The organism is uncultured Ruminococcus sp. (assembly GCF_947301925.1).
Classification (GTDB): Bacteria; Bacillota; Clostridia; order Oscillospirales; family Ruminococcaceae; genus Ruminococcus.
The window spans coordinates 15,698-38,656 of the sequence record NZ_CAMYUE010000002.1; the positions used below are offsets into that span (position 1 = coordinate 15,698).

22 protein-coding genes and 2 pseudogenes are annotated in these 22,959 nt (G+C 45.0%); 15 read left to right on the forward strand and 9 right to left on the reverse strand.

Annotation, left to right across the window (positions count from 1 at the left end; all coding sequences use genetic code 11):
* The first annotated feature begins 211 nt into the window (after positions 1-211).
* The 10 genes and pseudogenes from Q0Y65_RS03520 (at position 212) to Q0Y65_RS03565 (ending at position 10,714) form a co-directional block, all read left to right on the forward strand.
* On the forward strand, positions 212-547 hold the full coding sequence (locus Q0Y65_RS03520) for a metal-sensing transcriptional repressor (RefSeq protein WP_297957125.1): 336 nt from the start codon (positions 212-214) through the stop codon (positions 545-547).
* Positions 548-563: 16 nt separating this feature from the next.
* Positions 564-3,049, forward strand: a pseudogene (locus tag Q0Y65_RS03525) (heavy metal translocating P-type ATPase).
* A gap of 2 nt (positions 3,050-3,051) precedes the next feature.
* Positions 3,052-3,408: a heavy-metal-associated domain-containing protein gene (locus Q0Y65_RS03530; protein WP_297957128.1), complete on the forward strand. Its 357-nt coding sequence runs from the start codon at positions 3,052-3,054 to the stop codon at positions 3,406-3,408.
* Positions 3,409-3,489: 81 nt separating this feature from the next.
* A complete protein-coding gene (locus tag Q0Y65_RS03535; RefSeq protein ID WP_297957131.1) occupies positions 3,490-4,911 on the forward strand; it encodes a sodium:alanine symporter family protein in 1,422 nt (473 codons plus the stop codon).
* A 328-nt stretch (positions 4,912-5,239) separates the two neighbouring features.
* Positions 5,240-7,516, forward strand: a complete 2,277-nt coding sequence (locus tag Q0Y65_RS03540) for an excinuclease ABC subunit UvrA (RefSeq protein ID WP_297957134.1) — start codon at positions 5,240-5,242, stop codon at positions 7,514-7,516.
* Between the two features lie 117 nt (positions 7,517-7,633).
* Positions 7,634-8,188, forward strand: a complete 555-nt coding sequence (locus Q0Y65_RS03545) for a TetR/AcrR family transcriptional regulator C-terminal domain-containing protein (protein WP_297957136.1) — start codon at positions 7,634-7,636, stop codon at positions 8,186-8,188.
* A gap of 140 nt (positions 8,189-8,328) precedes the next feature.
* Positions 8,329-8,511 carry a transcriptional regulator gene (locus tag Q0Y65_RS03550; protein ID WP_297957139.1) on the forward strand — a complete coding sequence of 61 codons (183 nt, stop codon included), beginning with the start codon at positions 8,329-8,331 and terminating at the stop codon, positions 8,509-8,511.
* A gap of 70 nt (positions 8,512-8,581) precedes the next feature.
* Positions 8,582-9,271 (forward strand): annotated as a pseudogene (locus tag Q0Y65_RS03555) (MBL fold metallo-hydrolase); the annotation flags it as partial.
* 126 nt (positions 9,272-9,397) lie between these two features.
* Positions 9,398-9,523, forward strand: a complete 126-nt coding sequence (locus Q0Y65_RS03560) for a rubredoxin (RefSeq protein ID WP_297958076.1) — start codon at positions 9,398-9,400, stop codon at positions 9,521-9,523.
* A gap of 42 nt (positions 9,524-9,565) precedes the next feature.
* The gene (locus tag Q0Y65_RS03565) at positions 9,566-10,714 is read left to right on the forward strand and encodes a cation diffusion facilitator family transporter (protein ID WP_363293504.1); all 1,149 of its coding nucleotides are present in this window, start codon (positions 9,566-9,568) and stop codon (positions 10,712-10,714) included.
* A 172-nt stretch (positions 10,715-10,886) separates the two neighbouring features.
* Here the strand turns inward: Q0Y65_RS03565 and Q0Y65_RS03570 are convergent, their stop codons facing one another.
* The 3 genes from Q0Y65_RS03570 to Q0Y65_RS03580 are packed head-to-tail and all read right to left on the reverse strand — an operon-like array spanning position 10,887 to position 12,579.
* Entirely contained in the window at positions 10,887-11,423 is a 537-nt protein-coding gene (locus Q0Y65_RS03570; RefSeq protein ID WP_297957145.1) for a GNAT family N-acetyltransferase, read from the reverse strand.
* Between the two features lie 45 nt (positions 11,424-11,468).
* Complete coding sequence (locus Q0Y65_RS03575) at positions 11,469-12,035, reverse strand: chromate transporter (RefSeq protein WP_297957147.1); 567 nt, start codon at positions 12,033-12,035, stop codon at positions 11,469-11,471.
* Positions 12,022-12,579 (reverse strand): chromate transporter, encoded by a 558-nt coding sequence (locus Q0Y65_RS03580; protein WP_297957150.1) that lies wholly within the window; start codon positions 12,577-12,579, stop codon positions 12,022-12,024. The genes Q0Y65_RS03575 and Q0Y65_RS03580 overlap by 14 nt, the downstream gene beginning before the upstream one ends.
* Before the next feature lie 623 nt (positions 12,580-13,202).
* On the opposite strand from Q0Y65_RS03580, the gene Q0Y65_RS03585 reads away from it, so the two are divergent.
* The 4 genes from Q0Y65_RS03585 (at position 13,203) to Q0Y65_RS03600 (ending at position 16,145) form a co-directional block, all read left to right on the forward strand.
* Entirely contained in the window at positions 13,203-13,415 is a 213-nt protein-coding gene (locus Q0Y65_RS03585; protein ID WP_297957153.1) for a hypothetical protein, read from the forward strand.
* A gap of 52 nt (positions 13,416-13,467) precedes the next feature.
* Entirely contained in the window at positions 13,468-14,538 is a 1,071-nt protein-coding gene (locus tag Q0Y65_RS03590; RefSeq protein WP_297957156.1) for a hypothetical protein, read from the forward strand.
* A gap of 13 nt (positions 14,539-14,551) precedes the next feature.
* Positions 14,552-15,640: a hypothetical protein gene (locus tag Q0Y65_RS03595; RefSeq protein WP_297957159.1), complete on the forward strand. Its 1,089-nt coding sequence runs from the start codon at positions 14,552-14,554 to the stop codon at positions 15,638-15,640.
* Positions 15,641-15,803: 163 nt separating this feature from the next.
* The gene (locus tag Q0Y65_RS03600; RefSeq protein WP_297958079.1) at positions 15,804-16,145 is read left to right on the forward strand and encodes a CPBP family intramembrane glutamic endopeptidase; all 342 of its coding nucleotides are present in this window, start codon (positions 15,804-15,806) and stop codon (positions 16,143-16,145) included.
* Between the two features lie 115 nt (positions 16,146-16,260).
* Here the strand turns inward: Q0Y65_RS03600 and Q0Y65_RS03605 are convergent, their stop codons facing one another.
* The 6 genes from Q0Y65_RS03605 to Q0Y65_RS03630 all read right to left on the reverse strand — a co-directional run bounded on the left by Q0Y65_RS03605 (position 16,261) and on the right by Q0Y65_RS03630 (position 21,330).
* On the reverse strand, positions 16,261-17,415 hold the full coding sequence (locus Q0Y65_RS03605) for an SH3 domain-containing protein (RefSeq protein ID WP_297957162.1): 1,155 nt from the start codon (positions 17,413-17,415) through the stop codon (positions 16,261-16,263).
* A complete protein-coding gene (locus Q0Y65_RS03610) occupies positions 17,412-17,684 on the reverse strand; it encodes an ATP-binding cassette domain-containing protein (protein ID WP_297957165.1) in 273 nt (90 codons plus the stop codon). The genes Q0Y65_RS03605 and Q0Y65_RS03610 overlap by 4 nt, the downstream gene beginning before the upstream one ends.
* 259 nt (positions 17,685-17,943) lie before the next feature.
* Positions 17,944-18,234: a hypothetical protein gene (locus Q0Y65_RS03615; RefSeq protein ID WP_297957168.1), complete on the reverse strand. Its 291-nt coding sequence runs from the start codon at positions 18,232-18,234 to the stop codon at positions 17,944-17,946.
* Between the two features lie 3 nt (positions 18,235-18,237).
* Positions 18,238-18,462, reverse strand: a complete 225-nt coding sequence (locus Q0Y65_RS03620; RefSeq protein ID WP_297957170.1) for an acyl carrier protein — start codon at positions 18,460-18,462, stop codon at positions 18,238-18,240.
* A gap of 21 nt (positions 18,463-18,483) precedes the next feature.
* Complete coding sequence (locus tag Q0Y65_RS03625; RefSeq protein WP_297957173.1) at positions 18,484-20,292, reverse strand: AMP-binding protein; 1,809 nt, start codon at positions 20,290-20,292, stop codon at positions 18,484-18,486.
* 15 nt (positions 20,293-20,307) lie between these two features.
* A complete protein-coding gene (locus Q0Y65_RS03630) occupies positions 20,308-21,330 on the reverse strand; it encodes a 3-oxoacyl-ACP synthase III family protein (RefSeq protein ID WP_297957176.1) in 1,023 nt (340 codons plus the stop codon).
* Between the two features lie 402 nt (positions 21,331-21,732).
* Between Q0Y65_RS03630 and Q0Y65_RS03635 the strand changes: the two genes are divergently transcribed.
* A complete protein-coding gene (locus Q0Y65_RS03635; protein WP_297957179.1) occupies positions 21,733-22,719 on the forward strand; it encodes a dockerin type I domain-containing protein in 987 nt (328 codons plus the stop codon).
* Positions 22,720-22,959 lie beyond the last annotated feature (240 nt).

The following is a 22,959-nucleotide window of genomic DNA, read 5'->3' on the forward strand; positions in this document are numbered from 1 at the left end:
TAGATTACAACTCTTGTAAAATCACGCGTTTTATCGCTATTACGCTATATACCGAATGAATTGTCTATTACAGTATCTCACGGATGTCTTCAAGTCAGTTTCAAAAGTTTAATCATAAAAAAATATTTGAAACCTCTTGACAAATACCCCATGAGGGTATATAATGATATTTAAGAGATACCCTGTAGGGGTATATAAAGGAGTGATAATCATGAAAGATAAAGAATGTAACTGCTCATCAGAGCAGAAGGCTGAAGTTGTTTGCTGTGAGCGCAAGAAGAAACGAAGTGATGATGAATTCAAGTCTCTGATGAACCGTCTGAAAAGAATAGAGGGACAAGTTCGTGGAGTTGAAAGGATGCTGGAAAATGATGCCTATTGTCCTGATATACTTACACAGGTATCGGCTATAAACAGCGCACTGAACAGCTTTAACAAGGAGCTTCTCGCTTCACATATGAAAAGCTGCGTGGTCAATGATATTCGTGCAGGTAAAGACGAGGTCATAGATGAGCTTGTAACTACATTGCAGAAGATAATGAAATAATTTGAAAGGAGCTCAAATGGAGCAATATAATGTAACAGGGATGAGCTGTGCAGCTTGCAGTGCAAGAGTTGAAAAAGCAGTATCAGCTGTTCCGGGAGTTCAGAGCTGTGCGGTCAGTATGCTCACAAATTCAATGGGAGTTGAGGGCACAGCATCGGAAGCAGACATAATAAAAGCTGTTGAGAATGCAGGCTACGGTGCTTCAAAAAAGGGAGCACAAGCTAAAACAGTGGCAGCCAATGATGATATGCTGAAGGATACGGAAACGCCGAAGCTGAGAAAACGTCTGATAAAATCCGTGATAGTGCTTTTAATTCTGATGTACTTCTCAATGGGACACATGATGTGGGGATTCCCTGCACCAGCGGCATTTGATAATCATGTATTTTTAGGCGTATTCGAGATGCTTCTAGCTATCATCATCATGATGATAAATGCTAAATTTTTCACAAACGGCTTCAAATCACTTTTCAGTGGACATCCTAACATGGATACTCTTGTTGCCTTGGGTTCAAGCGCTTCATTCGGGTATTCTCTGGTCGAGTTGTTCATCATGATTCTTGCACAGGGCAACGGTGACCATGAGACTGTCATGAAATACGGGATGAATCTGTATTTTGAGTCTGCAGCCATGATACCCACACTTATCACAGTGGGAAAAATGCTCGAATCCATGTCAAAGGGACGGACGACCAATGCGCTGAAAGGACTTATGAAGCTTGCCCCGAAAACAGCCGTTCTCTATCAGGACGGCGAGGAGCATGAAGTTGGTATCGAGGAAGTCCGTGAGGGCGACATTTTTGCAGTTAAGCCCGGTGCAAGTATTCCCGCTGACGGAGTTGTTGTGTATGGAACATCTTCGGTAGATGAATCCGCACTCACGGGCGAAAGTATTCCTATTGACAAGGAAGAAGGCTCCGCGGTATCGGCAGCTACAATAAACAAGTCGGGCTATATCCGCTGCCGTGCTACGAGAGTCGGAGAAGATACTACACTCTCGCAGATAATAAAAACAGTTTCTGATGCAGCCGCTACAAAGGCCCCTATCGCCCGAATAGCAGATAAGGTATCGGGGATATTCGTTCCGGCTGTTATGGCAATAGCTACACTGACGCTGATCGGTTGGCTGATTGCAGGAAAGGAGTTCAGCTTTGCCATAGCAAGAGCAATATCCGTGCTGGTTATAAGCTGTCCATGTGCTCTCGGACTTGCAACTCCCGTTGCTATAATGGTAGGAAGCGGTGTCGGTGCGAAAAACGGTGTGCTCTACAAGACTGCCACTTCACTCGAAGCAGTCGGCAGGGCGAATATAGTCGCACTTGACAAGACAGGAACTATAACCGAAGGCAAGCCCGATGTTACGGATATTATCCCAAACGGCATCACCGAAAAGGAGCTTCTCACATACGCTGCGGCTCTTGAAGCAAAAAGTGAACACCCTCTTGCTAAAGCGGTAATTGCAAGAACAACTGGAATGACCATTCCTGAAGTCACAGACTTCAAGGCTCTTGCCGGAAATGGCCTTTCGGCTGTCCTTGACGGGGAAGTCCTCGAAGGCGGCAACTATAAGTATATCTCGCAGAAGTATGAGATTCCTTCGGACTTTACCGCAAAAGCTACCGCACTTTCCGACGAAGGAAAGACTCCCCTGCTGTTTGCAAAGAGTGGTAAGTTCATAGGTATCATCGCTGTTGCAGATACGATAAAAAGCGACTCGGCAGAGGCGATAAAAGAGCTGAAAGGCATGGGAATAAACGTGTATATGCTCACCGGCGACAACGAGCGCACAGCTAATGCCATAGGAATACAGGCAGGCGTTGACAATGTCATCGCAGGCGTTCTTCCCGATGGCAAGTCAAACAAAATATCCGAACTGAAAAAGCATGGCAAGGTCATAATGGTCGGTGATGGAATCAACGATGCTCCTGCTCTGACGACTGCTGATACGGGCATTGCGATCGGTGCGGGCGCGGATGTTGCCATAGATGCGGCAGATATCGTTGTTATGAAGAACAGGCTGACCGATGTTTCAGCGGCGATACGTCTCAGCAGAGCAACCATAAGGAATATTCACGAGAACCTGTTCTGGGCATTCATCTACAATGCCGTGTGCATACCGCTTGCGATAGGCTTGTACGGTATTGAAATGAAGCCTGCATACGGTGCGGCAGCTATGGCAATGTCGAGCTTCTGCGTGTGTATGAACGCTCTCAGACTTAACTTAGTCAAGATTCATGACGCAAGTCATGATAAGAAAATAAAAAACAAATACCAAAAATGGAGGAAAAAGCTATGACAAAGACATTAAAGATCGAAGGTATGATGTGTGGACACTGTGAGGCAAGGGTAAAGAAAACTCTTGAAGCAATCGACGGAATCGAGAGCGCTGCTCCAGACCACAACACAGATACCGCTGTTATCACACTCAGCAAAGATGTATCCATTGACGTTATCAAGGCAGCTATCGAAGCTCAGGATTATACGTTTATTGGAGAGGAATAAAAATGGGTAACGTTATTATCGTTGCTGTATTGGCTATGATTCTTATCTTTGCTTTAAAGAGTTCGCTCAAGCACCTGAAAGGTGAAGGCGGTTGCTGCGGTGGTGGTTCAACTATAAAAGAACCTGATAAGAAGCTTTCCGGAACTGTCATCAATACGAAAGTGTTCAAGATCGACGGTATGCACTGCGAAAGCTGCACAAGTCGTGTGAAACGTGCAATCAACAGTATTGACGGCGTATCTGCAAAGCTTGATCTCAGAAAGAAGCAGGCAGTTGTAAAGTATGATAAAGAAGTAGCCGATGAAACTTTGGTGAAAGAGATCGAAAATCTCGGATACAAGGTTATTGCAGTCCAATAAGCTGCGGCTATAATAAAAAGCCTTGCTCTTAATAATAATGAGAACAAGGCTTTATTTACGGACATTACAGGAGATGTGTCAATGGAGAAGATAAATGATATAACAAGCCAGATAGATAGCTATGTGTGGGGACTTCCGCTTATCATCCTCATTATGGCTTGTGGTATTCTGCTTACGGTAAGGCTGAAATTTCTACAGATTCACAAGCTTGGAAAAGCATTAAAGTACATGGTGAAGAATGAGGAAGACGGAAACGGTGAAGTCTCCAGTTTCGCAGCTTTGTGTACCGCACTTTCCGCAACAGTCGGAACAGGAAATATAGTCGGTGTAGCAACTGCTATTGCAGCAGGAGGTGCAGGAGCACTATTCTGGATGGAGCTTGCTGCATTTTTCGGTATGGCAACAAAATACGCTGAGGGACTCCTCGCTGTAAAATATCGTGTCAAGGACGAAAACGGAAATATTCTCGGCGGTCCTTTCTATTATATTGAAAATGGACTCGGTAAAAACTGGAAATGGCTTGGAAAAATGTTTGCACTGTTCGGGCTACTTGCCGGTATCATGGGCATCGGTACGATAACGCAGATAAACGGTATAACCTCTGCCGCAAACAATTTCTTCGATCCTCAGCAAAGCCATACGGTTTCAATATTTGGTATGGATTATACATGGACAACAGTAATTGCCGGCGCTCTCATAACTCTGCTGTCTGCACTAATCATTATAGGTGGCATCAAGCGTATTGCTACGGTTTCAGAAGTCGTAGTACCTGTCATGATAGTGGCATATGTGGGCTGCTGCATGACTATTATTTTCTGTCATATCACAGAGATTCCTTTGGCTATTGCTTCAATCATCAAGGGAGCTTTCAGCCTGAAAGCAGCTGCAGGCGGTGCGGCCGGTACTGTGATGATGTACGCAATGAAGAATGGTGTAGCAAGAGGTATCTTCTCGAATGAAGCAGGTCTCGGCTCAGCTCCCATAGCAGCAGCTGCTGCAAAGACCAATGAGCCTGTTCGTCAGGGACTTGTTACAATGACAGGTACTTTTATTGATACCATCATAGTATGTACCATGACCGGACTTGCAATAATCATGTCAGGCAGCCATAACACATCAGAACTTAAAGGCGTAATGATAACGATGGACGCCTTTGATTACGGTCTGCCGTTTAGCGAGAGAGTATCATCTTTCATACTGATGTCATGTCTGGCTGTATTCGCATTCACGACTATTCTTGGCTGGAACTACTATTCTGAAAGATGTCTTTCTTATCTTACAGGGGCAAATAAGAAGATCGCTTCGATATACAGATGGATCTACATCGCTGCTGTGTTTATAGGACCGTATCTTGCGGTTGAAGCTGTATGGAACATTGCTGATATTTTCAACGGACTCATGGCTATCCCGAATGTAATTGCGATTATACTTCTCTCAGGAGTTGTGTCTTCCGAGACGAAGGATTACCTGACAAGGCTTAAAGAAGGAAAGGTCAAAGAATGATAGTGTTAATTCTTCTGCTCCTGCAGGAACGATAAAGCCTGTAGAAAACAGTTTTAAATGCATTTTTGCAGTTTTGTGTGCAGCAAAAACAGGTGTTATGCACACGGAATGCACATGAAATGCACACGACGAAAGGCAGTATAACGATACAAAAAGGCCAGCTCCTCACGGAGCTGGTCTTTTATAATAAAGCAAGTACTACTGCTGTCAGAGCATTGAGAAGCGGAAGTCTGAAGAGAGATTTCTTTCTGCTGATTGACCTTTCTCCGGTGGTATGGTATAATTGACCTATATTACACTGGATAAGTATCTTGTAGGAGGCGCAGAAATGAACGAACGAAACGACAATATTGAGATCATCGGCGCACATGAAAACAACCTGAAGCACATCAGCGTAACCATACCGAAAGGACAGCTCGTGGTATTCGCAGGCGTTTCGGGCTCAGGGAAAAGCTCCCTCGCCTTTGATACGATAGCGGTGGAAAGCGCAAGAGAATGGCAAAGCTCCTATCCGCTGTTTCTGCGTAACAAGATGCCGCACTACGAACGTCCGAAAGTAGAGGAAATACGAAACCTCACACCGTCAATCGTTGTCGATCAGCGGGCTATGGGCGCAAGTTCACGCTCAACGGTCGGCACTGCGATCGACGTTGCTCCGCTTGTGCGCCTGCTGTTTTCCCGTATCGGTCAGCCATCGGCAGGCGGTTCAATGGCGTACAGCTTCAATCACCCGATGGGTATGTGTCCCGACTGCACCGGTATCGGTGAACAGCTCGTTCTGATCGAGGATAAAATGTTCGATCCGGACAAAACTCTTGCGGAGGGTGCTTTGCAGTTCAGTCAGTTCTCGGCGGGCTGGCAGACTTACCTGTATCAGAATAATCCGCTGCTTGATCCGCACAAAAAACTGCGTGACTTCTCAGCGGAGGAAATGGAGATACTCAGATACGGCGCAAAAGAGAAAGTGCAGGTCGAGATACGCTCCAACAACACGGGGCGTGTGGATAAGGTGGATTATGAGGGCGTTATCCCTCGTTTCTATCGGCTGTATCTTCGCCGTGACATCACAAAGCTCAAACAGAGTTTGCAGGACGAGATCATGTCCCTTGTTGAGAAAGGGCATTGCCCGACCTGCGGCGGTACAGGCTTGAATCCTGCCGCACTCGCTTCAAAGATCAACGGACGGAATATCGTGGACTATATGGATATGACAGTTACCGAGCTTCTGCCTGTGCTTGATGAGATCACCGAGCCGAGAGGGATTTCCCTTGCAAAGCAGATCAGGGCGTATATCCAAAGAATGATAGATGTGGGCATCGGATATCTTTCATTTTCAAGAAGAACAGATACGCTTTCCGGCGGTGAATTACAGCGTATCAAAATGGTGCGCAACCTCGGCAGCAGCCTTTCCAACATCACCTACATCTTCGATGAGCCGACTGCCGGACTTCACCCTGCCGATGCGGAGCGCATCGGGAAACTGCTCATTGATCTGCGCGACAAGCACAACAACGTGTTCATCGTGGAGCACAGCCGTCAGATGATAGAGCTTGCAGACCATATCATCGAACTTGGCGAAAATGCAGGAACACAGGGCGGCAGGATCGTGTATGAGGGCGATCTGAACGGCTTGAGATCTGCGGATACTCTGACAGCGCAGATGATACAGCAGAAGATGCAGCTCAACACCTCACCGCTGCAATGGTCAGAGGGCTTCCCGATAGAAAACGCCCATTGTCACAATCTGAAAAATGTGACCGTGACCATACCAAAAGGCGTTCTGACTGCCGTTACGGGCGTTGCAGGTTCGGGCAAAAGCTCGCTTGTATGCCATGAATTTGTACGCCGTAATCCCAATGCTATCGTCATCGACCAGAAAGCGATAGGCACTTCGATCCGTTCCACGCCTGCGACATACACAGGCGTTATGGATGAGATCAGAAAGCTGTTCGGCAAGGAAAACGGCGTTGCTGCGAGCTGGTTCAGCTACAATTCAAAGGGAGGATGTGCGGTCTGCAAAGGTACGGGACAGATCACCTACGATATGGCGTTTGCCGAGCCTGTTGTCGTTCCCTGTGAAGAGTGCGGCGGTCATCGCTATAACCCGACTGCGCTTTCCTATACCTACAAAGGTATGAACATCGAGGAGGTCATGAGCCTGACGATCGAGCAAGCTATGGACTTCTTTGACAGCAGGAAGATACGCTCTGCACTGCAAAGTATGATTGATGTAGGTCTTGGTTATCTCACCCTCGGTCAGCCCACAAGTACGCTTTCGGGCGGCGAGGTACAGCGTGTGAAACTCGCAAGCGAGCTGCACAAACAGGGCGAGGTCTATGTCCTTGATGAGCCGAGTACGGGACTTCACGGCAAAGATATCGAAAAGCTCCTTGCACTCCTGCGAAAGCTCGTTCAGAACGGCAACACGGTCATTATTGTAGAGCATCGCCTTGAACTCATCGCACAGGCTGACTACATCATCGACATGGGACCGGAAGGCGGCTCAAACGGCGGTCAGGTCATGTTCTGCGGTACGCCGGAGGAACTGCTGAAATGTGAACAGTCGAGAACGGCGGAGTATCTGAAAAAAGCAATGGCACTTTGATGCTTGTGGATGCAAAGGAAAAGAATTTCACGGAAACGACAGCATCATTAGTTCTGCTGATTGACCTTTCTCCGGTGGTATGGTATAATGGTAAAAACAAATGACCGAGGTGTTACCATGAAACGCAAGACTGCCAAAGAAATACTCGCCGAGTCCTTCCGTGAGCTTGCCGAGACAGTGCCAATAGATAAGATCACCATTAAGGATATCGTGTATAACTGCGATTATTCTCCCGCGACATTCTATCGCCACTTCAAGGACAAGTATGATCTGATCGCCTTTGATTACGTTCAGCGCACCTCGGAGATCATGGAGAAGGTCGGCAAGAATGGTTATGAATGGAAGGATACTCTGACAGATGGAATGCGCTTTTTTGATGAAAACAGAAAGTACATGAAAAATCTTCTTCTGCATACAAGCGGTATGGATTCATTCGTGCGGTATTTTGCAAGTGCCAATATCAAACATTTGTCCAACTGCATACTTCATAACTCGGAAATTACGGAGCTAACATCTGACCTTGTAATATATGTAAAGGTGTATGTGTTCGGAACGGTGCAAACTGCATGTGAGTGGCTGCTCGGCGAGATCGACTGCACTCCCGAACATCTTGCAAAACTGTTTGAAAATTCAGTTCCCGAACCGCTAAAAAAGTATCTGGATATAAAATGAGAGGATTTTGCCTGAATGTCTCATTATGAGATGTTCGGGCATTATTATAGCTTGCATCTGCTATGTTTTGAGGATATAATAGAATCATAGATTGCATACAGAATGACGATATGCGATAAATGAAACAGGAGGTATATATCATGAATGAAAAGCAGCAGATACTCGAAGCAATGAAGAAGGCAGGCGAACCGCTGAACGCAGGAAAGATCGCAGAGTTAACAGGTCTTGACCGCAAGGTCGTTGACAAGACCATGACCGCAATGAAGAAGGATGCTTCTATCGTATCTCTCGTGAGATGCAAGTGGGAGCCTGCTGAAAAGTAAGAACGATATGGGGCTGTCGGTCGGTTGTCGGCAGCCCTTTGCACAAAAATGATCTGGAAGGAGCTATATTATGGAAATCAAAGCAGTTAAATTCAGAAAAGACGGATTCTATTCTCAGCCATTCGTATTCGGCGGCGAGGACGGTGCAGATAAGTTTGACAAGAATATCCGCTATCGCGGCAGCTTGCAGAACTACCTGATTGACACAGGCGATGAAGTTATCCTTGTTGATACAGGTCTGCCAGCCGGAACACCCGAAGAAGTACCCGATGAGAACAGTCCTATCTTTACAGGCAAGGATATTTGCAGTTACATGGACGCTTTCAAGGCACTTGGCTACAAGCCCGAACAGGTCACGAAGATACTGCTCACACACAAGCACGGCGATCATTCGGGAGAACTGAGATCTTTCCCGAATGCTAAGATATATGTGAACGCCGATGAAGTTTCCGCCGATGAATTGCAGGGACTTGATAACATCGTGCCTGTTAACTTTTCGGACGGAGCGTATCACAACTTCCCCGAAAGTCAGAAGATCGCTGAGGGTGTTTATCTCATCAAGGCTAAGGGACACACCAACGGCAACAGCATTATTATAGTCGAAAGCGACGGGCTGTTCTATATGCTTCACGGCGATATTACCTATGTGGACGAAGCTCTCTATGAGAACAAGTTGTCCATAGTATTTGATGATCTCTCAGCGGCAAGAGAAACACTTGACCGTGTGCGTGAGTTTGTCAGAAACAATCCAACCGTTTACTGCGGTACGCATACGCCGCAGGGCTATGAGAACCTTGAAGCAAAGCGTGTTATGGATTTGGATAATCCCGTTCCGACAGTGCTTGCAGAGGTCGATTTCTCGGCACAGCAGGCAAGCGGCAAGTATATCTGCTCCATCTGCGGATATGTGTATGATCCTGCTGAACATGACGGCGTTGCATTTGAGGATTTGCCCGATGACTGGAAATGTCCAAGATGCAAGCAGGGCAAGGATAAGTTCAATAAGGCTTAACAGCCATGCATAAAAATCTTAGCAAAAGGTGGCTGAATGCCTATGAGTAATGAATTATCAGAAGTATCAACTGTAAACGATTCATCCAGAGAAAAGACCATTGTCAAAACAAGTATCATCGGAATCATAGCAAATGTGTTCCTTGCGGCGTTCAAGGCTGTGATCGGTATTATGACGCACTCAATTGCCATAGTTCTTGATGCGGTCAACAACATTTCCGATGCCGGAAGTTCGCTCATCACGATAATCGGTACAAAGCTTGCAGGCCGTGAACCTGATAAAAAGCATCCTTTCGGTTATGGTCGTATCGAATACCTGAGTGCGATGATTATATCTGTCATCGTATTGTATGCAGGTGTTACGTCGTTTATTGAATCGGTCAAGAAGATCATATCGCCTCAGACTCCCGAATACAATGTTGTTTCACTTGTAATAGTAGGAGTTGCCGTAGTAGTAAAGATCGTGCTTGGCAGATATGTGAAAAGCGTAGGCACAAAGGTCAATTCCGATTCCCTCGTAAATTCTGGCGAAGATGCAACACTTGATTCGATCATCTCTGCTTCTACGCTTGTAGCAGCCGTGATATTCATGATCTTCGGTCTGTCACTTGAAGCATGGCTTGGTGCAATTATTTCACTGGTTATTATCAAATCTGGCTTTGAGATGCTGAAAGATACGATCTCGCAGATACTCGGTGAACGCAGTGATCCCGACCTTGCAAAGAGCATCAAGCAGACAGTTACCGAGTTTGAGGGCGTTGAAGGTGCTTATGACCTCGTGCTGAATAACTACGGTCCGGATGCATGGAACGGTTCTGTTCATATCGAAGTTCCCGATACCTATTCAGCAGATCAGTTAGACCGCCTTATTCGTGAGATACAAATGAAAGTATACAGCCAGCATCAGGTCATTCTTACCGCAATCGGCGTGTATTCGATCAACACCAAAGACGATGAAGCAAAAGCCATTGAGCAGCAGGTTCGTGATATAGTATTCTCACACGAACACGTTTTGCAGATGCATGGTTTTTATCTGACAAGAGAGACTAACAACATCCGCTTCGATGTTGTAGTCAGCTTTGATGCCCCGAACCGCAGAGAAACATATCAGGCGATAGTTTCTGATGTTCAGAAAGCATTTCCCGATTATCAGTTACAGATTACTCTTGATACTGATTTTTCTGAGGAATAATGCACAAGACGAAAGACAGTATAACGATACAAAAAAAGGCCAGCTCCTCACGGAGCTGGTTTTCTTATTATAATAAATCGACTATCTCCTCATAGAAATCAGGTGTGATGTTCCGCATTGAGAAGTGAATAGATAGAGCATCCATCAATGTATTAGTGGTACGATGATGTTTTTATTTTATATGCTTTTCAAACCTGAACATTCCCGCAGGAAACTGAGGATCATCGCTATCAAATTCATTCGCAGGGAAATCTCCCGGATGATGCTTGTTGAGATATTCTACGATATGGAATCCGCAGCGGTTGACGTAGAAATGGATATTCCGTGTTTCAAAGTAGGGAGTGAATGTCTCCCAGACAGTTACCTCCGGATGCAGTTTCTCTATCGCACACCATGCCGCATATCCGATACCTTTGCTGTGGACTTCCGGCTTTATGAAAAGCAGTTCAAGGTCTCCGCGAGTGCCTGAAACTTTGATAACTGCGCCACCGACAATTTTACCGTCAGCAATGATGCGGTATGCTTCACCCGTATCAATGCAGGCTTCTATGGTTTTGCTGGAAATGATCTGCTCGTCGTCTTTGTCTTCAAAGTGAGCGTCCCGAAGGCCGAATTCCTCCATTGCACCATAATTGAAGGCTTCCTGATTATCCTTAATAAAATGCTCACGGTCTGATGTCTCCAACGGAACAAGCTTTACTTCTGTCATGTTTATATCTCCTTTTCTTTTTTATAGTAAAAATACGGTTGCCAGTTATAATCCAAGCCCATACCCTGCTCCGACTCCGACAACTGCCGCAAGCAGTATTATTTTTATCGGGTTCATCTTCTTAAATGCAAGAACAGCCGAAACTGCGAATAAGCAGAGGAATATCCAGAATGATACATCTGAAAAGTAGCTTAACTGCAATCCATTCGGGAAGAACACAGTTCTGCCGACCGAAAGAAATGCCGTACCGATCATTCCGACAACAGCAGGCTTTAAGCCAGACATCACGCCTTTGACCGCTTTGCTGTCTTTAAACTTCTCAAAGCACTTCGCAATGATAAGGATAATGATGAAAGACGGAAGTACGATACCAAGTGTTGCGATAACAGCTCCAAGGACACCTCCTGTCCTGATACCTACGAATGTAGCCATATTGACTGCAAGCGGTCCAGGAGTACTTTCGCTGAGAGCTACAAAGTCAACAAGCTCTGCCTGTGTAAGCCAGCTGTGCCGTTCAGCTTCATACTGTATCATAGCGATCATCGCATAACCGCCGCCAAAGGTGAACGCTCCTATCTTCAGAAAGGTCAGGAACAACTTAATCAGTATCATGGCTCTGCTCCTTTCTGTTCAGCAGCGACCAAATCAAGCCGAACAAACCGCAGCCTATGATAACAAATACAGCATCTATCTTTAGAAACGCTGTAAGGATAAACGCCGCACCCATGATAACGTAAGAGATCACTTTCTTCTTTGCTGATTTGAACATCATCCACAATGCTTTCAGTATCAATGCAAGAACGGCTGCACGAATGCCCATGAACGCATACTGCACAGCCTTGAAGCTCTTGAATTCATTCAGAATAAAAGAAATGAGCGATATGATAAGGAATGACGGCAGAACTACGCCGAGCGTAGCAACACAAGCTCCGATGAAACCATTTGTGCGATAACCAACAAAAGTCGCTGCGTTTATCGCTATCGGGCCGGGTGTCGATTCGGAAATTGCCACAATATCGCTTATCTCTATTTCATCAAGCCATTTTTTATTCGTGCAGACCTCACGTTGTATCAGCGGTATCATAGCGTATCCTCCACCGAATGTAAATGCTCCAATCTTCATAAAGGTAAGGAACAGATCTAGGTTTTTATTCATAGTTGATCACCATTAATCAGTATATCACGACAAACTGTACGTGTCAATTATTTCTGCCCTATGGTATATGAGTATACCAATAGACTACGGTCTATTGACATACCGAAAAACTGTGTCATATAAGTCGTTTTTTCACTTTTGAAATATTTCAGAAAAAATGAACACGTTATTGGAATATAAATTGAGCCGGTTATCCCGGCTCCTTCTTATTTATGTATACTTTTTCTCATAATCTCTGAGCCGACGATAGAATGTATTGGCTTGTAGTCCCATTTCTTTTTGAAACCATACAGCTGTAATAGCGCCAGACTTCCACTGCTCATACAGCTGTGCGAATTTCACCCAGTCTGTCGGTACTACAGATCTTGTTATCTTTACAGAGGGCATCTTCCCATCATCATTCGGTGAAGCCGCAATGGAAAGCTTACAGAGTCACAGGAAGGCTATGAGTCTCTTTTCCGGGATAAGAACAAGTATAACGCTATAATGAGTGCTCTTGCAGGAGTAATATACCGTGAGATGCGTAAACAGAATTTAAACAAGCAGTAATAGTGAACTACCCATCACGGGCGGTTATGTTTTATGTATTTACATTATATCGGTATTATGCTATAATAGGAAATATGAGAACCGAAAACCAGCTACATACGGCAAATCGGGAGATTATTGACAGAGATACCTATAAAAAGATCAAGAAGATGAACCGAGAGGAGCTTACAAAGTTCATTCTTCAGTATGAAGATGAGCCTCCCGGAGAAAAGGGCAAAACCATTGACTTCCCTGCTCTTGAGGCTGAACTCAGCAAGTTCAAAGGTATCGGCGGTAAGCGCCTTTAGGAGATAATGGCCGTTATAGTGTAATTTTAAGATATCAAATAGGAGCAATATTATGGACAGCGAATTAGAATTAATATTTTCCCTTGCGAATGAGAGAAAATACGACGAAACCCGAAAGACTATCGAGGCTCTTGACATATCTGCATCACGTAAAGCCACTCTTAATATGCAGATATGGCAGATGCAGCGTAATGCCGAATTTGCCGGTTACGATCCGGAAAGGATACCGAAATTTCCTGTTATCTCAATGATACTCGGATTTGTCCTGCTGATATCAACCGGCTTTCTCTTCAAAGGCTCATTGCAGGACTTTTTCTTTGTGATAGGACTTATCATGGTAGGAGCCATTCCTGCATATTACTGCATAAAAGAAAAAAACTTAATTGACAGCGTTACTCACAAGCGCGACAAAGAAGCGCAGATGTACGCCGAGGAGAACGCCGATATCAACTTTTCAAGACCTTTGCCAGCTCCGCACATTGTTTTGATGGGCATTTCGGCAGGTGTTTTGTTCATCATCGGACTATTAATGACAAATCTCTTCAATGGCACAGCTAAAGTACTGGCTGCAAGTATATTTTTCCTTACCGGCTTCATGCTCATGTATTTATGCTGTAAAAAGAACAGCAACCACAATGCAGCTGTCTCGTTTATGCTTCTCTGCGCGAGTACTTTTCTTATTCTTATCTACAGCCTTTTTTCACTTACCATAACTGACAGTGATACACTCAGCCGACTGGTATTTTTACTTCCTTCCTCAATCATACTTCTGTTCTTTCCTGTTTTTTTCAGGGTTGTAAAGCGTTTTCAATGCACTGAATCCTTAGAAGCCGAATGTATTGATATACTCAGCATAGGCGGCGGATACATTCGCAGCAGTCACCGTCCTCGTTATCATGCCATATGGAAGTATTCATATCACGGAACAGTCTATATCCACAAGGATATGGCTTCATACAAAAGCCCCATATACGGTGAGCACACGGAGCTCCGAATAGATCCGAACGCGCCGCATAACACATACCGTGGGAAATCGCCGATAATCAGTATATGTTTTATCGTTGCGGGGCTTTTTATTGCAGTTTACGCGTTAGCGCCGCTGATAGAGAAGCTGCCGTATTAAGAAAGGAATAACTATGGATCACAGAACTGTTTATATGCTGATACGGGAACTAAGTGATGGAGAAGCAAGAAAAGGCCTCATGACCGACGCAAAATTTGCTATGCTTACGCCCGACGAGCAGCTTAACGAAGTAAACAGGGCGGTAAATGCGGCTCATATCGACCGTTCACTTTTGCACATGGCTTATTCAACACCGCCGCAAAATGAAGAGAAAGCAAATTCTTCAAAAAAAATCATGATAATTACAGCCGTGTCAATGATAATCGGATTTATTATTATCTGCTCGGCTTTCTTTTTCCATGAATCCAACAGCGAGCTTGCAGGACTCATAGCTGCAGCAGGACTTATCCTCGCAGCAGGAGTTCCTGCTGTATGCTACGCCGTCGATAAAATACGCACCGAACTGGCACAAAAGCGTGCGAGAAATAATGCATCGTTTTCCAAATATGACGCAGACACCAACTTTTCCTCTGACACTCCACCCAAAAAAGTATTGTGGACAGGAGCTCTGGGTATCACAATGGTAATGGCTTCATTATTAACAGCAATCCAGCTGCGCGACAAGGCTTTCGGTTTAACATTCGGAGCTCTCATATTCGTCGGATTCGCTCTGCTGTCTGTTAGTTTCAAATGGAACAAAAAACGCGATACCGCAATAATACTCAATCTACCGTCGCTGCTCGGACTTTTTCTTCTGATGATCCGGACAGCCGATACGACAAAGCTTGATATAATCCCAAATTTCAGCGAAAAATGCACCAATGCATATTATATTATCATCGTGCTCATGCCATTGATATACAATATCGTCAAGCTGCTGCGATGCAGAGCAAAAGTTGACGCCAAGTGTATCGATGTAGAGGTCGTCAAGCTAAGACGCTATTCCAATAAAGACAATTACCGACTATACTGGTCATACAGCTACAATGAAAAAGGATATGTGCACAAGGACCTTATTTCACTCTGGGAAAAACATGTTGGCGACGATATAAGGCTTCGTATAAATCCAAAGGATCCACATGATATCCACAGAGTAAAACTGCCGTGTTTCTGTGTATTTACGATGATGTTCTGCACCATGCTGGCGTTGCTTGCTTTTTAAGCAGCGTCGTGAAATCCTGTCAACCGAATAGAATGATAATCAAAGCCTCCCTCGTGAGGCTTTGATTATATTAACTGTATTCAATTATAATGATAAATAATAACCAGCTCGATTACAGAGCTGGTTTTAGCTTGCAGCATTATCGTCTGTTCAGTCAATAGGCCTGCTTGGCGAGAAGCCTGGCTGGCGTGGATATATGAATCAGAAAATGGAGCTGCTGTTCGGTACGATGGGCACTTGTCTGCCCGGTGGTATCTTGTGGAGCTTATGGCAGCTTCCAATGGATCTGGCAGGCCGGCCTGACGGCGAAGGCGCACTTTCCGATTCTCTGATGATGTGCGGCGGAAGAATGCTCCTGCTGACGTGCTTCGGTACATTCCTGATGTGGTTCACGAAAATGACGGACAACGTATTTTCTGCGGTGGTGGCTCATTCCATGTTCAATCAGAGTCAAGGTGCTTTGGGTAGACTTCTCTCGCAGGGCAATATCCCCAAAAACGCATAACGGAAACAACGCTCTCAGTGTGCCTGAGAGCGTTATTTATTCCATTATAAGAGGCCTGTTCCGGCTCATTTACTCAGAACAGTGTTTTTGGCTCATGCTGATCCCCGGGATCATTTTAATTGAAGTTAATGAAGCTTGCGTCTACCCAGCCATAATAGTCATTGTCATCGGTATCATACAGTTCGTACCAGAGTATACCCTTTGAGTAGCAATAGTTAACGGCTGTTACATGCCAGCCATGATCCAGAGTCTTTCTTATGAGCTTTGACGGACCTCCGTCTACTACATAAGAAGAAGCAAATCCCGCGACCTCACCGTTGGAAGCATTTATAGTACCCCTTCTGTTGCAGGATACTACCTGCACTCTTTCATTTGTATTTGAAAGATACTGCTTATTGGCATAGCCGTAGTAAGTGGTCCCGCCTGCGGTGTAACTGATGTAACTCCATACATGGTTATGACCGTACTCATAAACGGTAGCTCCCTTGGGCATAAGCACGATGACCTCGCCGCTCATTGAAGGAGCAGCTCTCAGATTCAGCTCGCCCGACTCAATATTTATCCTGCATTCGCTGGTACCCTGACTGAACGAGAAATCACTGCCCGCAGCGCTGGGGTCATAGCTGGTATATTTATCTGTTTTACTCTTGTCAACATGAGTCTTTATCTCCGGTATATCTGTAACAGGCGTCGAAGAGAAGGCTACTTCCTTTCCGTACTGAGCCGTGATCTGTTCAAATTCTTCCTTTGTGATGGCCTGACCGTTATTTGTATAGTTCCATACTTTTGTATCAAGATTGAAGGTATTGACAACAACAGCTTCAAGTCCTTCAGTTCCGTTAAATCTGTAATAAGTGGTGCTTCCTTCACCGTTGCCTGAGATATTCGTCATACCGATGTAACCGTTTTCATAAACAAATATACCCTTGACAAGAGCTCCGCCCCAGAATGGCGTAAGCTCCGCTGCGTCTCCGCTGCGGATAGTATATATGTCAGGGCTGCCTGCCAGTATCACAAGCTCGGGTGTATTGTCTGAATTGATATCACACAAAGCGTATCCCACTTCGGATACGTCGAGGGCACCTTTGAATTTGACGGAATTGGAAGCTGTATACAGATTATCCTTCAGCACCTTGATATACTGCGGATATTTAGTTATATCCCCGGCAGGGTATTCCTTTACTATCTTCTGCACCGTAACGGCTGTGGTGGTGGCTGACGCCTCAGTAGCAACAGCGGAAGCCTCTGTGGTGACGGCTGCTGCGGTCAATGCTTCGGTGGTATCTGCCTGTGCTGTGGTATCAACTGAAGACCTTTTTCACTGAGCTTTGTTATATCTTCGCCGTCGAGCAGTATCTTACCCGAAGTTGCGGTATCCATACCTCCAAGCAGGTTGAGAGTGGTGGATTTTCCCGAACCCGAGGGGCCGAGAATTACCGTAAACTTGTCATCAGGTATTTCAAAGCTTATGTTATCAATTGCTTTTATCTCTTCTTCGCCCATATGATATATTTTGCTTACTGAATTGAATTCTATCATTATCATTCTCCTTACATGATATAAATAGCAAAAGTATACTTGTGTTATTGTTTTACTGCGCAGAATGCAAAGCATTCAGACAGCTTCAAAAAGCATGGCCCGCAGATGACCGCCGTATCCGTATGACACCACCGCCTGTTTCCTGCCTTTGGTGAAGCGCCCGTTTTTCTCGTACAGCAGGATATTACCGGGGATATCAGCGGACAGTCCGTGCGCAAGTTCGGCTATGGTACTTTCTTCATAACGGCACTCCAGGTGATTATGCTGTACGAATGCGGTTCAGATAACTCTGCGAACAGGGGATGCCCTGTGAGCCTTTGAAGTTCTCCATCAGTTCAGCGTCGGTAACAATCCCCGTATCGTCCAGAACAAATCTGAGCACAGTAGGAAGCTTCAGATCGGTTGTTTTAAGCCTTGCCATATTGCACTGCCATGCCGTTATGACTATTTCGCTGCCGATCTGATACATATCTATGGAAATGGTTCTCTGCGCCAGTATATCATCAAAGAACAGAGCATCAAGCTTAGCTTCAACATCTATAAGCCGCATTCTTTATTTCCCCGCAATATAGTTTATGAACTTTTCAGGGGTATCTATCTCTGTCATATCATCGGTGTCTACCTTTACTCCGAATTTTTCCTCGCATTCCGTAACAAGTGAGTAAAGACTCAGAGAATCCAGACCGAGAGCTTCAAAGCTCTCAGCCTCCTTTATTTCCTCATCTGTCCAGCCGTAGCGCTCAGACAGAAAACCCGTCAGCTTTTCTCTAATATCCATTCCGAAAAATCCTTTCTCCTTTTATTCCGCAAACAGTATCTGCTTATCCTCTGGTATACCGTTCACAGCCCATTCAGACAGCACCTTCTTGTCGATCTTTCCTGCAAGTATAGCAGGCATATCGCTAATGAGGTAAATATGATCCGGCAGCTTGTAATTGGCAAGATGCTGGAATACATAACGGTTTATATCATTGGTGCTCAGAGTCTCTCCTGCGCGTACAACAACAAATGCGATAAGCTCCTCTCCGAGAACGTCGTGAGGTCTTCCCACAACAGCAGCCGTCTGAACCTGGGGTATCTGAAGGATAACCTCCTCGATATCGCTGGGATAAACATTATATCCGCCTCTTATGACCATATCCTTGCATCTTCCTACAATGCTGATATTCTCCTTGTCATAGTATCTTGCAAGATCACCTGTATAGAGCCAGCCCTCGTCGTCGGTTATCTCGGCTGTCTTTTCCTCATTGTTATAATAGCCTGCCATTACATAGCCTCTTATGGCAAGTTCTCCGATCTCACCGTGAGGAACAGGCTTTCTGTTCTCATCAACGATCTTTATCTCAACTCCGGGGATAGGACGTCCTACGGTATTGCGGCGCACTTCCTCACTGTCGCCGTAACGGGTCATGGTGACTACACTGGTGCCTTCAATAAGTCCGTAAGCGTTCAGAAGATCACAGCCAAGTCTTTCTTCTATCCTCTTTGCAAGCTCGGGACTGCAAAGCGAGCCCGAGACAACTATTTTGTTGAGTCCGCTGAAGTCAGCAAAATTAATAGCTCTGCTGTTCAGCAGCATTGTCCACATGGTAGGCTGTGTATGGAAAATGGTCTCGTTCTTTTTGGATATCTCGCGAAGGATATCATTGGTATTAAAGCTGGATATCATCTTGAAACGAGAACCTGTAGCGAAATTAATGAGCAGACTGAGGAATCCCTGTGCGGAATAAAGCGGCGCAATGGAAAAAGGCTGATCGTTTTCATCGGTCCATATCTGCTGGGTATAGAGTGAGATCTTTGCTATATCCGAATGCCTCAGCATTACGCCCTTAGGCGTTCCTGTAGTACCGGAAGTATAGGATATCATGGCGATATCGCTGCCTGAGAGGGGGTCAAGCACTGTTTCCGTATCATCGACAGCGATCCTGTCAAAATCGGATCTTCCGCTCTCATCAGGATCGCACAGGATCACTCTGTCAATAGTGACGCCGTCATTTTCCAGCATTTCACGCAGCTGTGAAAAACGAAGCTTGCCCGAATGCTCCCGTGCGATAAAGTAACTTGCACCGCTGTCCTTGATTACCTTAACAGCTTCAGCAGGATTCCATCTGGTATTTATCGGCACAGGAACTGCTCCGATATAGAAAAGCGCAAAATAAGAAAGAATGTATTCCATACAGTTATCAAGAATTATCACTGTATGAGTTCCTTTTTTTATTCCTTCGTTGATGAAGCCCGCTGCAAGCCTGTGTACACGTTCCGTAAGGTCACTGTAATTATATGTAACATCGTCAAACGTAACAGCAGGCTGTGAAACATCTTTGCTGCATATCTCATCGAACAGCGTCCTGAGTGTAAGAGAAGCTGCACCTTTCATATTATTCACAGTATCCGCTATCATTATCGGTGAATCGAACAGCTTCAGATCCAGATCTTCAAGGTCGAAATGAACATCGAATTCCGTTTCTATCTCAAAAATAAGTGTGACGATATCAAGAGATGTCAGCAGTCCGCTCTGAGTGAACGACATGGTCGCAGGCACATCATTGATATCAGGAAATGTCTTTTTTATAAGCTCAACAACTTCTGTTTCTGTAATCAATTTCATGGTGATCCTCCAGTATCAGATATAAAGCGACATAAGCGCCATGCTTACACCATTTCCGAATCCGAAGATCACGATCTGCTGGCCGCTGCCGAGCTTTATCCTGCCGGATTCGATATTCTTTGCAATAGCAAGCGGTATGGATGAGCAGCCAATATTACCGTGATCGCCAATTATGTCAACAGTACGGTCAATGGGCAATCCGAGGACCTCGCAGGTCTTCAGAGTGAGATACTTTGTGATCTGGTGAGGGATAAAAAGCGCAACATCGTCGATGTTGATATTGAACTCCTTCATGGCCTTTGCATAGAATTCCGAAGCCTTGGCAAAATTCGTTTTTATCATTTGTCTGGATTCGTTCTGGAAATAAGCCATTTCAGGCTGATGAGCATAATGAGTTCCGCCACCCCAGAGAATACCGTCGTTCCAGAATTCGGAAGATGTACGGAATATGCTTTTGAGTCTGTCCTTATCGTCTGAACACTCCCTGGCAGTTACAACGATAGCACCGCCTGCGTCGCCGAGAGAGAAGGTAGCGTTAGCATTGGCTATCTCATGAGGATCGTTATACTTCATTCTAAGGTAACGGCTCAGTATCTCTCCAGAGCATATAAGAATGTTCTTTGCTCTCCCCGTCTCTATGTACATATTAGCGATCTCCACTCCTGTAAGGAATGCGTTGCAGGCATTTTTCAGGTCATAGCAGTTTGCATTGCAGCAGCCCAGATCCTCGCGTATCTTCATTGCGGTAGCAGGCTCAAGGAAATCGGATGTGATAGAGCAGAAAAGCAGAAGATCAATATCCTCGGGCGCCAGTCCCGACGATTCGATTGCCATTTTGCCCGCTCTTACGGCATAATCCGAGGAGTCCTCGTTATCCTCGGCAAACCCTCTTTCATTTACGCCGCTAAGAAGCTTTGACATTCCTCTGCGGATATTGAATTTCTCAAAATCCATCATAGTTTCGAGCTCCTCGCTTGTAACCTTACGCTTGGGTACAGAGTAACCTGCACCTATGATTTTCATACAATAATTGGCCATTTAAAACTTCCTTTCAAAATAATAATAGTACTATTAAGGCTAAAAGTAATACAGAGACTTCTTATAGAGATATTAAGTACATTGTTAGCACAAACTAATATTAGCATAAACAAACACTATTGTCAAACAGTATTTGAAAGTTCTCCCTTTTAAACAAATAACCGATGTTAACACTTTGTTATATGGTGCAAACTGATATAATGGCAAAGTTGAAAACAGTCACCTCATTTCGTGAGGATAACTGAATGATATACCGTGAATATAAATTTTCTCCGTAGTTTTTGTGAGAAATGTGCAAAAACAGACGTCTTTTTTGTCGCAAAGGCGGATTTTTTGCAACAGCCTGATATGATATAATGTAAGTATAAACGGCCCTGTACAGGGAGATAGGAGTGATGTAATATGAAAAAAGGAAAGCTGTTTGCATTTACGGCAGCTGCGGCCATGACTGTATGCCTTATGCCTCAGAGCGTTTCCGCTGCAGGACAGACAAGCGCTGATGTTTCGGTGATCGGACAGAACAAGACCGCAGCCGATAACTACTGCAACAAGCAGGACAACAAGGAATCCCCCTATGACAGCTCATACTGGATCCAGCCCACAAAGTGGATGTCGGATCCTATTTCTCCCGATGATTATGAGGGAAATGTCAGGCTGTGGTTCGATAAGTTCACTCTTTCCGCATCGGAAGCCAAAAGTCTGATAAGCGGCAACAAGACCGTGCCCGTAAAATTCCATGTAAAGGGTGCGGCAAAAAAGGCGTCGGTGCTCGCCTTCCATGTCATTTACGATACCAGACTGACTCCCGTAAATCAAGGCTCGTCGAAAAACTCGAAGATGAAAGCAGGCTATGCCATAGAAGGCAAATTTTCCAGTTTGGAAACTCAGATCGATAACGGCTGCATTTCATGGGCATCCAGCGCAGCAGATGACATTCTGTATGACGGAGTTATATTCAGCATGGAGTTCAGGCTCCCCGACAATGCAAAGGCAGGAGACTTGTACCCCATAGGTATAAGGTATGATTATGACGGCATAACAAGCGATCTGTTCTATAATTCGAGGCAGGATTATGAAGGTAAACAGATGATGACCTACGTTTTCAACAAGGGCATCGAAAACGGCTATATCAAAATAGAAGGCGGCGGTCTCGGCGACGCTAACAGCGACGGCAATATAGACGCTATCGACGCGTCGAGGATACTTGCCATGTACGCTAAGTTCTCGACTACTGGCGGAGGCTCTCCCACAACTCATGATTATGAGGTCTGCGATGTGAACCGCAATGGCAATATAGACGCGGTGGACGCTTCAAAGGTACTTGCCTACTACGCCTTTATGGGCGGCGGCGGAACAGGCACCTTCGAGGAATACCTGAAGAAAAAATAACAAAAAAACAGCTTCTTCATTACAGAAGAAGCTGTTTTGTTATTTCATTATAATGTATTTTTTAGGAGGTTATACACTAAATGCTTTCAGCTAAAAATTGTTTACCGATGCAACATCGTCCTTTGCTGCACATTCGGTCTGTCCCCCTTACGATAGAGCGGAGCATACCATGCATACAGGATATTCTGTTTTTCATTTTCACCGCTCCTTTCGTTTGGTGTGACTTTATTATATCACAGG